Here is an 11,688-nt window from a genome sequence, read left to right as displayed (position 1 = left end):
TCCCGGATCTCATCGTCGGGATCCCGGTTCGCGGGAGGTTCAGGTCCTCAGTCCCGCCGCCGTCAGCAGGAGATCCACCACCGCGTCGGTCCCGCTGAACGGCACCGGTTCGCCGCCCACCTCCTCGAGCAGCCCGCGGAGCTGGCCGCCGGACTGCTCGGGTTCTACCAGGCGTACGATGACCGTCCTCATGCCCGCACGATCCACCGGCGCGGTTCAGGTCTGGTTCAGGTGGGTTTTCGGGTGGGTTTTCAGGTGGGGAAGGGCGCGGGCTCGACCTCCAGCTCGCGCATCCGCTCGGTGTAGACGTGGTAGCGGCGGCGGGCGTCGCCGCGCCGTCCCGCCTGGTCGAGGGAGCGGATCAGCCCCAGGTGGGCGCGTTCGTCGTAGCCGTCGCGCTCCAGCAGCCGCAGCCAGTAGCGGGCCGCCTCGTGGTGGCGTCCCTCCTCCGCCCTCGCGCCGGCCAGCCGCGCCGCCGCCTGCACGTAGGCGAGCCTGGCCTGCTCGCGCAGCCCCACGGCCCAGTCGGCGTAGGGGTCCTCCTCACAGAACTCCCCGCCGTAGGCGGCCTCGGCCGCCTTCCACCGCGCCAGCGCCTCACCGCCGCGCCCGGCCTGCTCCAGCCGTACGGCGGCGCCGGCCAGCCCCAGGAACCGCTCGATGTCCACGTCGGCGTGGTCGAGGTCGAGCCGGAGCGCGCCCTCGTCGGAGACCACGATCTCCACCTCGTGCGCCGGGTCGAGCACCGCGCGCAGCGTGGAGACCATCACGTTGAGCCGTTTGAGCCCGACCGCCTCGTCCTCCTGGTCCGGCCAGAGGATCTCGACCAGGCGCTCCCTGCCGATCGCCCTGCCTCTCCTGCTGACCAGGATCTTCAGCAGGTCACGGGCCTTACGGGACTGCCATGCCGTACGCGGGACGGGGAAGGAGCCGCGCAGCACGCGGAAGGTTCCCATCGTCTCGACCGTCACCCGCGCGCCCGAGGCGGGAGTGACGCGCGCCAGCAGCGCGTCGATGCGGTCGTCGAGCATGCGGCAGCCGATCGCGTGCATGCGCTCGGCGACCTGCCCGGCCACCTCGGCGCCGACGGCGGGGTCGGCGAGTGCCGCTCTGACCAGTTCGGCTCTGGCGCGTCCGACGGGGTCGCCGAGCGTGCTCCAGATGCGTACGGCGTCGTCGGCGCGGTCGTGGTCCTTGTCCAGTTCGGCCCGGAGCTCGGCGATGGCGGCCAGGCCGGTGTGGTGGCGGCGTTCGGCGGCGATGGGCTCCGCCTCGTCGAGCAGTTTCCTGGCGGCCTCCGCGCGGCCGGCGGCGAAGGCCACGCGGGCGGCGGCCACCCGGGCGCTCACCGCGGCCATGCCCTCGGTGTGCTTGAGCGCCTCGGCGGCCAGGCGGGCGGCCTCGTCGGGGTCCTCGGCGGCCAGGAGCTCGGCCAGCTCGGTCAGCGTGTTGCCGAGGGCCTGGGCGTCACGCGAGCGCCCGGCCTCCACCTGGACCCGGCGGTAGGTGGCAGCGGCCGCGCCGCGCTCGCCGCGCAGCGTCTGGATCCTGGCCAGTTGCAGCAGGCCGTAGCCGATGCGCGAGCCCATGGCCTCCCAGCGCGCCACGGCGTCGGCGGCGTCCACGGCGGCCTCTTCGAGGCGGCCGAGCCCGATGAGCGCCTTGGCCCGGTTGGAGACGGCCAGGGCGGCCCACGGCGCGAACGCCACCAGGTCGGACAGCCGACCGGCGATGTCCACGTCGGCCAGCGCGGCGTGGTAGTCGGCCTCGTCGATGTGGCGTGATGCCCGGTTGGCCCGGATGCGGATGAGCTGGAGGATGTCGCCGGCCCGCTCGGCGTACTCCAGCGCCCGCAGGTAGTAGGCGTCGTTGGCGCGGCGGTCGCCGTCGAGCGCGGCGACCATGGCGATCACCGTGGTGGCGGCGGCCAGCGCGCCCGGGTCGCCCAGCAGCGCGGCGGCGTCGAGCGCGCGTTCGGCCGTCTCCGCGCAGGCCGCCCGGTCGCCGCGCAGCCACAGCACCGAGGCGGCCGAGGCGGTGCAGATGGCCGCGTCGGCCGGCGGCGAGCCGTGCTCGGCTCCCCGCAGGTACATGGCCATGGCGGCGTCGAGGTCGCCGCGCAGGTGGTCGATGAAGCCGAGGCGCCGGGCCAGGAAGGCGTCGAAGGCGGGGCTGTCGGCCGCTCTGGCGAGCAGTTCGCGGGCGCGGCGCCAGTCGCCGCGGTTCTGCTCGGCGATTCCGGCCAGCCGCAGCATGGCCGGGCTCTCCCGCCGGTCCTCCGGCAGCAGCGCCAGCCCGGCCAGGACGTCGTCGCCGCGCTCGGCCAGCCGGGGTCCGTGCGCGGTCAGCAGCGACGCGGTCAGCTCGGTGTGCCCGGTGGCGACGGCGGCGCGCAGCGCCTGCTCGGGCTGGTCGTGCTCGACGTACCAGCGGGCCGCCACCTCGGCCGTGTCGTGGGACTCGTGCCGGTCGAGCGGCGCGTGCCTGGCCAGCACGTGCCGGCTGGTGGCGGTCAGCCGGTGGCCGCCCTGGGCCGCTTCCAGGAAGAGTCCGCGGCCGGTCAGCGAGGTCAGCGTGTCGGGCGGCACGCCGAGCGTGGCGGCCAGGTCGGCGGTGAGCACCGGCAGGACCGTCGCCGCCCGCAGCAGCTCGCGCATCTGGGCGGGCAGGTCGCGCAGGGCGTCGAGCGTGAGGCGTTCGAGCGTGTCGGAGGTGGCGGCCAGGCCGGAGGCCATCGCGGGCCACAGCGCGGGCTCGGCGCGGGCCATGGCGTCGAGCGCGGCCCGCACCGCGGCGGGCCAGCCGCCGCTGGCCGCGTGCAGGGCGGGGGCGACGGCGGCGCCGGACGCGCCGAGCCGGTCGCGGGCCCAGTCGGCGCACTCCCCGACGCTCAGGGCGAGGTCGGTCGCGTCGAAGGTCAGCACTTCGAGGTCCTGGCGCAGCCGCGCCGTCGGGAACGGCAGCGGCGCCCTGGACGCGGTCACGATGTGCAGGTGCCGGGGCGCCGCGCGCACCAGCGTCTCCACGAACCGCACCGGTCCCGGCGCGCCGGCGATCACGTCGATGCCGTCGAAGACCATCACCAGGCCACGCCGCAGCCGTAACCGCAGGGCCTCGGCCAGCGCGCCGGCCAGCGCCGCCGCCCTGGCGGGTTCGTCGGCGTCGGGGCCGAGCGGGGCGTCTGCGGCGGCGGGCAGTTCCGCGGGCAGGTCGGGCACGCGCGTGGCCAGCTCCGCGATCACCGCGGCGGAGAACGGCGCGAGCTCCCGGTCGCCCGGACCGAAGCGGTGCAGCACGCCGCCGACGGCCTGGCTCCAACCGGCCAGCGCGATCGACTTGCCGTAGCCGGTGGCCGCGACGAGCGTGGTGAGCCTGTGCGTCAGCGCACCGTCGAGCCGCCGGTCGAGGGCTGGACGGGGCCGCACCCACCCGCGTTCCACCCCCGCATGTTACGCCCCGTTTCGCGGGCGACTCCAGAGTTCGGAAAGTGCCACCTCCCGTTCACGCGCAGAGAGGAGCACTATGGTCAGGTACCTCTTTCCGAGGAGGGCGCCGTGGATCAAGACCTGCCCGGCGGAGCGCGCGTGATCGTCGGTGTGGACGAATCGCCGGCCGCGCGCTTGGCGCTGGCCTGGGCCATCGGCGCCGCACGACTACGCCGCATGCCGCTGGTCGCCGTGCACGTGAGCCGGGCGCCGATCCATCCTTTCCCCGAGGCACTGCCGCTGCAGCACGCGGCCAGGGCCGGAGAGGAGACTCGAAGTACGGAGGTGGTCACCGACGCCTTCGTCGAGGTGTGCGGCGGTGTGCCCACCGACATCGTGACCGCGGTCGTCGGCCGGATGGGCGACCCCGGCTACCACCTGGTCGACCTGGCCGGCGAGTGCGACCTGCTGGTGCTCGGCCGCAGCAGGCGCGGCCTGCTCAGCCGGATGCTGCTGCCCTCGACCAGCATGTACTGCGCCCGCCACGCGCGGGCCACGGTGGTGATCGTGCGTGAGCCCGCGCCGCCCAACGAGCCGGAGGTCTCGGGCGAACGCGGGCACCGACGATTCTGGAGCCGTTGACTTACACCGGGCGATTTGTCAGGAGATGCAGGGCTTTGTCCAACCGGTCCTGGCGGGCCTCCGGCGTCAGCGCCTGAAGCACCGGCAGCATGGCCAGGTAGCGCCCGGTCTTGTCGAGCCGCTCGAACGCCTCCTTGGCGGCGGGGTCCGCCTCCAGCGCCGCCGCCAGGTCAGGCGGCACCGTGGCCGCCTTCTGCGACTCGTATGCGGCCGCCCACCTGCCGTCCTCCTGCGCCCTGCGCACCTCGGCCAGGCCGGGCTCGCGCATCCGGCCCGCCGCCGCCAGCATGGCGACCTTGTCCACGTTCACCTGCGACCACAGGCTCCTGGCCCGGCGCGGCACGTACTTCTGCAGGTAGTACCGCTCGTCCAGCGAACGGCGCAGCCCGGAGACCCAGCCGTAGCAGAGCCCGATGTCGACGAGCTCGTCCTCGGTCACCGTCGGAATGCCCGACTTCTTCTTGGCCACCTTGATCCACACGCCTTCCTGCCGCGTGTGGTGTCCGGCCAGCCAGCCCTCGAACGCCGGGCCGTCGGCGAAGGCGAGGACCTCCACCCCGTCGAGCTCATCCATGGGCGTCAGGCTAGCGTCAGCACTTCTTCACGCCCGGGAAGGGGTCCTTCGGGGTGTAGAGGGTGCTGGCCGGCACCCAGCCGTACCTGCCGCTGTCGTCGCCCTGGGTGTAGTACCAGACGTTGTTGCCGCCGCTGTGCTTCTCGCCCCTGATGTAGCACTTGAACCAGCTCGGGTTGGAGCGGAGCGTGTCCACCCTCCTGGGCCAGGTCTGCTGGTTGTCCGGGTCGCCCCAGCTGGTCTTGTTGTAGATCGGCCTGGGCGCGTAGTTGCCGCACTTCAGGCTGCCGTCCCCCTGGGCGTAGCAGGGCGGGTTCTGGGCCTGGGCCGCCGCCCCGACGCCGACCGTCACCCCGGCCGCCGCCACAACCGCCATGACCACTGTACGAACTCGCATGATCTTGATTCCCCTCGTATCCGCGAACAGGGGAGACGCTAGACGCGAGGGTTATCGATTCGCTTTAGAACGGTTGTCAGCAGGCGGACGCCCTCGGGGATGGCGGTCCGGGAGATGCCGCCGTAGCCCAGGACCACGCCGTGGCCGGGGGCGCCCTCCGCGTAATAGGAGGCCAGGGACTCCACGGCCAGCGACGGCGCCGGCCGTACCTCCAGGGTGGGGTCGAGGCGGGCGCAGACGTGCAGGCCCGCGGCGGACGGGACCAGCTGGAAACGGGCGTCGGCCGCGAGCAGGGCGGTGATCTGCGCGTGCCGGGCCGCGTACTCCTTGGTGGCCTTCCTGATGTGCCTGGCCAGCAGGCCCTCGTCGATGAAGCGGGCCAGCGCGGCCTGCGCGAACGGGTCGCCGTGCCAGTCGGTGAGCTGCTTGGCGGCGCGCAGCGCCGTACGGAGGGAGGCGGGCGCGACCAGGAAGCCCAGCCGTAGCGTCGGCAGCAGCGTCTTGGAGAAGGAGCCGACGTAGACGACCCGGCCGGCGCCGTCGAGGCTCTGCAACGGCTCCAGCGGACGCTCGCCGAAGCGGAACTCGCTGTCGTAGTCGTCCTCGATGATCACCGCGTCGCGGTGCCGCGCCCACTCCAGCAACGCGGTACGGCGGGCCAGCGACATCGGCACACCCAGCGGGAACTGGTGCGACGGCGTCACGTAGACCAGCCGGGCGGCCTTGGGCAGGGCGGCGACGTCCAGGCCCTCCTCGTCCACCGGCACCCCGGCCACGCGGGCGCCGAGCGAGCGGAAGAGCCGGCGGGCCGGCGGGTAGCCCGGTTCCTCGACGGCCACGCACGCCCCGGGCTCGATCAGCACCCGGCCGATCAGGTCGAGCGCCTGCTGGGCGCCCTGGGTGACGATCACGTCGTCGGCGCCGGCCCGTACCGAGCGGCTGATGCCCACGTGCCGCGCGATCGCCTCCTTGAGCGAGCCGTCCCCCGCGGGGTCGAGGTAGCCCGCCGAGCTCACCCGCAGCTCCCGCGCCAGCAGCCGCCGCCAGCTCGCGATCGGGAACAGCTTCGGGTCCGGCAGCCCGACCGTGAAGTCGTGGTGCGCCCGGCCGCGCGGCGGCGTCAGCGGCTCGGCCGCGTCGCGCCAGAGCGCCCTCGGCCGCACCACGCCTCTCGGCGCGGCCCTTCCCCTGACCGGCTCTCCCGTCACGAACGTGCCCGCCCCGGCCCGGCCGGCCAGGAAGCCGTCGGCCACCAGCCGGTCGTAGGCCACGGCCACGGTGTTGCGCGAGACGTCGAGGCGAGCGGCCAGCTCGCGGGTGGGCGGCAGCCGTTCGCCCGGTCTGAGGCGGCCGTCGAGTATCGCGTCGAGCAATTGCCGGTAAATTCGCGCGGCCAGGTCGCCGCGGCCTTCGAGGCTGACGTGGAAGTCCACTCTTCACCCTCCTTTTCGGCCGGGTGGACCTAGCTCCACCCTGGCGTGCATCTGAGTGCATTCCTGGGGCCGTGCCGTACTTCTAGCGTCATTGATATGAATGTCACGCGTCGAGGTTTCATCGGTGGCACGGCGGCCGTGGGCGGCACGGCGGTACTGGCGGACAGCGCGTACGGCGCCGCCGCCGACCGCCCGGCCATCGGTCCGGTGATCGTCAAGCGTAGCGACCCCCGCTACGACGACCTGGCCGAGCGCCGCACCAACCAGCGCTTCCGCCACGAGCCCGACTACTTCCACATGGCCGGCTCCACCGAGCAGGTCGTGGCCGCGGTCAACCAGGCGGTACGGGCGGGTCGCCGCGTCACGGTCCGCAGCGGCGGCCACTGCTACGAGAACTTCGTCGGCGACGGCGCGCAGGTGGTGATCGACCTGTGCGAGATGAAGGAGGTCACCTACGACGAGAAGCGCCGGGCTTTCCTGGTCGAGGCGGGTGCGACGCTCATGCAGGCGTACCGCACCCTCTACTTCGGCTGGGGCGTCACTCTTCCCGGCGGCCAATGCGGGGGCGTGGCCGCCGGGGGCCACATCGCCGGCGGCGGGTACGGCCCGCTGTCGCGCCGGCACGGTCTCACCGTCGACTACCTGCACGCCGTCGAGGTGGTCGTCGTCGACGCGTCAGGCCGGGCCCGCGCCGTCGTGGCCACCAGAAACCCGTCCGACCCCAACCACGACCTGTGGTGGGCCCACACCGGCGGAGGCGGCGGCAACTTCGGCATCGTCACCCGCTACTGGCTGCGCGACCCGGCGGCCCGCGGCGACGACCCGGGCAAGCTGCTGCCGAAGCCGCCCGCGAAGGTCGTGTCCGGCGTGGCCATCTGGTCCTGGGCGGGCATGACCAAGGAGTCCTTCCGCCGGCTCCTGCGCAACCACGGAACCTGGCACGAGCGCAACAGCTCCCCCGGCTCCCCCTACGCCGGGATGTGGGGCTCGCTGATCATTCCCGGCCGCAAGTCCGGCGACGACCCCGGAGGCATGATCCTTCCCACCCAGATCGCCGGGGACGTGCCCGGTGCCGAGCGCCTGCTACGCGACTTCTTCGCCGCCGTCGGCGAGGGCGTCACCCCGGAGGCTTTCGTCCCGCCCCTCCTGCAGCAGCCCTGGTTCCGGGCGGTCCGCGACCTCTCCCTCGGCGCGGAGCAGGAGTCCGGCCGTTACAAGGCCAAGTCCGCCCATCTCCGCGAACGGTTCACCGACGCGCAGGCCGACGTCGCCTACGACCACCTCACCGCCCCCGGCCCGGTGGCCGACGGCGGCATGCTCTGGCTCCTGTCGTACGGCGGGCGGATCAACACCGTCGCCCCCACCGCCACGGCCACCCACGAACGCTCGTCCATCCTGAAGGTCATCCACCTGGCCGGATGGGCCCCGGAACAGGACGGCAAGGCCCACCTGGAATGGGTCCGCGGCCTGCACGGCAAGACGTTCGCGCACACCGGAGGCGTCCCGGTGCCCGGCGGCAACTGCGGCGGCGCCTACATCAACTACCCCGACATCGACCATGCGGACCCGCGCTGGAACACCTCCGGCGTCCCCTGGTCCACCCTCTACTACGGGGAGAACTACGCCCGCCTGCAGCGGGTCAAGGCACGCTGGGACCCCCGCGGCGTCTTCCACCACGGCCTGTCCGTGCGCGCCTGACGATTTCTGTGCCCCGGGAGCGGCTGGCGTGGGCGCGTTCCCGGGGCGTTGGTGGTCTCCGCGTCCACCCGGGGGGCGCCATTCCCGTCGGGCAGGCCGGAGGCCGCGTCCCTGTTCTTTCAGGACGACTTTTCTCGATAAAGGCTTTTGTGTCACGAACGATCACTAAGATAGCCGGACGTTTTCCGGATGCGCCAATGTATTTATCCGACCCTTCACTGCACCCTTCCCCCTAAAAGGTAGGCTTTGGGGGGTTGAGTGGATACTGTCCTGAACTGGACAAACGCCCGCTCATTGCTTTGATGGTGAGAGTGGCCCTTCTGAGAAGATCGCTTGCCGCTTTCGCCCTAACCGGTTTCGCCAGCGCCCTCTACCAGAGCTGGCGCTCACATCAGGACCGACTCCGGCACCCGCCGCCAGGACGCCTCGTGGACGTCGGCGGACGCATGATCCACATGCTGGAGGCCGGTCGCGGCTCCCCCACCGTGGTGATCGTCCCGGCGCTCGGGACGACCTCGATCGAGTACGCCCCCCTCCTGCCCGTCCTAGGCCAGGAAACCTCGGCCGTGGTCTTCGACCGCGCCGGCATGGGATGGAGCGACCCCGTCAGCTCGCCGCTGGCCATGCTGGACGCCGCCGCCGACCTGCGCAAAACCCTCGCCCTGGCCGGGTACGGCCCGCCGTACGTGCTGGTGGGGCACTCGATGGGCGGCTACGTCGTCCGGCTGTTCGCCGCGGCCCACGCAGGCGAGGTGTCCGGAGTGGTGCTCGTGGACTCCAGCCACCACGACCAGGCCAGGCGCTACCCGGGCTACCACCTCACCACGGTCAGGCGCGCCCTCATCGAGCGGATCACCCCGTACGGCCTGCGCCGCCTGGCCGTCGACCTCGGCCTCCTGGACAGCCCCGGCCACCTCGACCTCGGCGACCGCCAGCGCCGCACCACGTGGTGGGAGCAGACCCTGCGCGCCCAGATCGGCACGGAGACCGGCCGCCGCGCCCCCACCCTGGGCGACATCCCTCTGACGGTGGTGACGTGCAGCGAGCACAACGAGGACAACAGGACGCCCGAGCAGGCCGCCAGCTTCAGCCGCCACTACCGCGTCTGGTTCCCGATGCAGCGGGAGCTGACGGGCCTGTCGACCAGCAGCAGGCACATCGTGGCCGAGAACGCCGGGCACTACGTGCACCGCGCCCGCCCGGACGTGGTCACGAAGGCGATACTCGAGCACGTGAAAGGCGCCGGCCCCCTGTGAGGTCGGGGCCGGCGCCTAGAACTGAGAATCTACTTGAAGGCCTTCAGCCGCAGGCTGTTGGACACCACGAAAACGCTGGAGAAGGCCATCGCCGCACCCGCGATCATGGGGTTGAGCAGGCCTAGCGCCGCCAGGGGCAGCGCCGCCACGTTGTAGGCGAACGCCCAGAACAGGTTGCCCTTGATGGTCTTCAACGTCCTGCGGGACAGGCGGATCGCGTCGGCCGCCACCCGCAGGTCGCCGCGGACGAGGGTCAGGTCGCTGGCCTCGATGGCGGCGTCGGTGCCGGTGCCCATCGACAGCCCGAGGTCGGCCTGGGCGAGCGCGGCGGCGTCGTTGACGCCGTCGCCGACCATCGCCACGACCTTGCCCTCCTGCTGCAGCTTCTTGACCACGTCGACCTTGTCGGCCGGCAGCACCTCGGCGATGACCTGGTCGATGCCGACCTCGGCGGCGACGGTGGCCGCGACGGCCTGGTTGTCGCCGGTGAGCAGCACCGGGGTCAGGCCGAGCGCGCGCAGCCGCTCGATCGCCTCCTTGCTGGTCGGCTTCACGACGTCGGCCACGACGAGGACCGCGCGGGCCTTGCCGTCCCAGCCGACCGCGACGGCGGTACGGCCGGCGTTCTGCTCGGCCTCCAGCGCCTCGACCAGGTTCGCGGGCAGGTGCTGCGACCATTCCTCCAGCAACCTGGGCCGCCCGACCAGGACCGCGTGCCCGTCGACGATGCCCTGCACGCCGAGGCCCTCGACGTTGGCGAAGTCCTCGACCGTGGCATCCGACTGCGCGGCCTTGGCGACGGCCTGCGCGATCGGGTGCTCGGAGGCGTGCTCAAGCGCTCCGGCCAGCCTGAGCACCTCGTCGCGGTTCTCACCCTCGGCCAGGTGCACGTCCGTGAGCGTCATCCTGCCCTCGGTGACGGTGCCGGTCTTGTCCAGGACGATCGTGTCGATCTTCCGGGTGGACTCCAGCACCTCGGGGCCCTTGATCAGGATGCCCATCTGGGCGCCCCGGCCGGTGCCGACCAGCAGGGCCGTCGGCGTGGCCAGGCCCAGAGCGCAGGGGCAGGCGATGATCAGGACGGCGACCGCCGCGGTGAAGGCGGCACCGGCGCCGTTGCCGGTGCCGAGCCAGTAACCGAGCGTGCCCACGGCCAGCGCGATCACGATCGGGACGAAGACGCCCGAGATGCGGTCGGCCAGGCGCTGCACCGCGGCCTTGCCGGTCTGCGCGTCCTCGACGAGCTTGGCCATCTGGGACAACTGCGTGTCGGCGCCGACCCGGGTGGCCCGCACGATGAGCCGGCCGCCGGCGTTGACGGTGGCGCCGGTGACGGGGTCGCCCGGCCGTACCTCCACCGGGACGGACTCGCCGGTCAGCATGGAGGCGTCTACCGCGGAGCTGCCTTCCTGGATCACACCGTCGGTGGCGATCTTCTCGCCGGGCCGTACGACGAAGGTGTCCCCGACGGCGAGCTGGTCGGTGGGGATGCGGCGCCCGTCGGCGAGCTCCACGTCCTTGGCGCCGAGCTCCAGCAGCGCGCGCAGGGCGGCGCCCGCGCGGCGCTTGGAGCGCGACTCGAAGTAGCGGCCGGCCAGGATGAACGCGGTGACGCCCGCGGCGGCCTCAAGGTAGATGTTGCCGGAGCCGTCGGTGCGCTCGATCGAGAACTCGAACGGGTGCGTCATCCCCGGTACGCCCGCGGTGCCGAGGAACAGCGCCCAGACCGACCAGAGGAACGCGGCGATCGTCCCGATGGAGACCAGGGTGTCCATGGTGGCGGCGCCGTGGCGCAGGTTCGTCCAGGCGGCCTTGTGGAACGGCCAGCCCGCGTAGACCACGACCGGCGCGGCCAGCGTCAGCGACAACCACTGCCAGTACTCGATCTGCAGCGCCGGGACCATCGCCATCGCGATCACCGGGATGCCGAGGACGAGCGAGGTGATGAGCCGGTTGCGCAGCGGCCTGAGCTCGTCGTCCTCTTCGCCGGTGGTTCCCGCCTCGGCCTTCTCGACCTTGGGCAGCGCCGCGGTGTAACCGGCCGACTCGACCGTCGCGATCAGCCGCTCGGGGTCCAGACCCTCAGGAAAGGTGACCTTCGCCTTCTCCGTCGCGTAGTTGACCGTCGCGGTCACGCCGTTCATCTTGTTCAGCTTGCGCTCGATGCGGTTGGCGCAGGACGCGCAGGTCATGCCGCCGATCGATAGCTCGACGGCGCCCTGGGGCTGGTCGTCGGTGAGGGAGGACATCACCTCTCCTTTCT

General features: G+C 72.5%; 9 protein-coding genes. 3 read left to right on the top strand and 6 right to left on the bottom strand.

Annotated elements, in window-relative coordinates:
- Positions 1–39: 39 nt before the first annotated feature.
- Positions 40–192 carry a hypothetical protein gene (locus ACIBI5_RS14945; RefSeq protein WP_397247005.1) on the bottom strand — a complete coding sequence of 51 codons (153 nt, stop codon included), beginning with the start codon at positions 190–192 and terminating at the stop codon, positions 40–42.
- A gap of 59 nt (positions 193–251) precedes the next feature.
- Positions 252–3,440 carry a BTAD domain-containing putative transcriptional regulator gene (locus ACIBI5_RS14940; protein WP_397247003.1) on the bottom strand — a complete coding sequence of 1,063 codons (3,189 nt, stop codon included), beginning with the start codon at positions 3,438–3,440 and terminating at the stop codon, positions 252–254.
- Between the two features lie 114 nt (positions 3,441–3,554).
- Here ACIBI5_RS14940 and ACIBI5_RS14935 point away from each other — a divergent pair, with 114 nt between their 5' ends.
- Entirely contained in the window at positions 3,555–4,067 is a 513-nt protein-coding gene (locus ACIBI5_RS14935; protein ID WP_397247001.1) for a universal stress protein, read from the top strand.
- 1 nt (position 4,068) lies between these two features.
- Here ACIBI5_RS14935 and ACIBI5_RS14930 read toward each other — a convergent pair whose 3' ends face one another.
- Genes ACIBI5_RS14930 through ACIBI5_RS14920 form a run of 3 tightly spaced genes read right to left on the bottom strand, consistent with a single transcriptional unit; the run spans position 4,069 to position 6,471 of the window.
- Positions 4,069–4,641 carry a YdeI family protein gene (locus ACIBI5_RS14930; protein WP_397246999.1) on the bottom strand — a complete coding sequence of 191 codons (573 nt, stop codon included), beginning with the start codon at positions 4,639–4,641 and terminating at the stop codon, positions 4,069–4,071.
- Positions 4,642–4,657: 16 nt separating this feature from the next.
- Complete coding sequence (locus ACIBI5_RS14925) at positions 4,658–5,038, bottom strand: hypothetical protein (protein ID WP_397246997.1); 381 nt, start codon at positions 5,036–5,038, stop codon at positions 4,658–4,660.
- Positions 5,039–5,076: 38 nt separating this feature from the next.
- Positions 5,077–6,471, bottom strand: coding sequence for a PLP-dependent aminotransferase family protein (locus tag ACIBI5_RS14920; protein WP_397246996.1), 1,395 nt, complete (start codon positions 6,469–6,471; stop codon positions 5,077–5,079).
- 96 nt (positions 6,472–6,567) lie between these two features.
- On the opposite strand from ACIBI5_RS14920, the gene ACIBI5_RS14915 reads away from it, so the two are divergent.
- Both ACIBI5_RS14915 and ACIBI5_RS14910 read left to right on the top strand, forming a co-directional pair.
- Positions 6,568–8,169, top strand: a complete 1,602-nt coding sequence (locus ACIBI5_RS14915; protein WP_397246994.1) for an FAD-binding oxidoreductase — start codon at positions 6,568–6,570, stop codon at positions 8,167–8,169.
- A gap of 428 nt (positions 8,170–8,597) precedes the next feature.
- Complete coding sequence (locus ACIBI5_RS14910) at positions 8,598–9,425, top strand: alpha/beta fold hydrolase (protein WP_397246992.1); 828 nt, start codon at positions 8,598–8,600, stop codon at positions 9,423–9,425.
- A gap of 29 nt (positions 9,426–9,454) precedes the next feature.
- Here ACIBI5_RS14910 and ACIBI5_RS14905 read toward each other — a convergent pair whose 3' ends face one another.
- A complete protein-coding gene (locus tag ACIBI5_RS14905) occupies positions 9,455–11,674 on the bottom strand; it encodes a heavy metal translocating P-type ATPase (RefSeq protein WP_397246990.1) in 2,220 nt (739 codons plus the stop codon).
- Positions 11,675–11,688: the final 14 nt, after the last annotated feature.

The organism is Nonomuraea sp. NPDC050540, from assembly GCF_044457485.1.
Lineage (GTDB): Bacteria > Actinomycetota > Actinomycetes > Streptosporangiales > Streptosporangiaceae > Nonomuraea.
This window is presented reverse-complemented; position numbering and strand designations above follow the sequence as displayed.

Bases quoted from the DNA above. Each gene is read 5' to 3' on its own strand.
- ACIBI5_RS14945 (WP_397247005.1), bottom strand. From the start codon at position 192: ATGAGGACGGTCATCGTACGCCTGGTAGAACCCGAGCAGTCCGGCGGC.
- ACIBI5_RS14930 (WP_397246999.1), bottom strand. From the start codon at position 4,641: ATGGATGAGCTCGACGGGGTGGAGGTCCTCGCCTTCGCCGACGGCCCG.
- ACIBI5_RS14925 (WP_397246997.1), bottom strand. From the start codon at position 5,038: ATGCGAGTTCGTACAGTGGTCATGGCGGTTGTGGCGGCGGCCGGGGTG.
- ACIBI5_RS14915 (WP_397246994.1), top strand. From the start codon at position 6,568: ATGAATGTCACGCGTCGAGGTTTCATCGGTGGCACGGCGGCCGTGGGC.
- ACIBI5_RS14905 (WP_397246990.1), bottom strand. From the start codon at position 11,674: ATGTCCTCCCTCACCGACGACCAGCCCCAGGGCGCCGTCGAGCTATCG.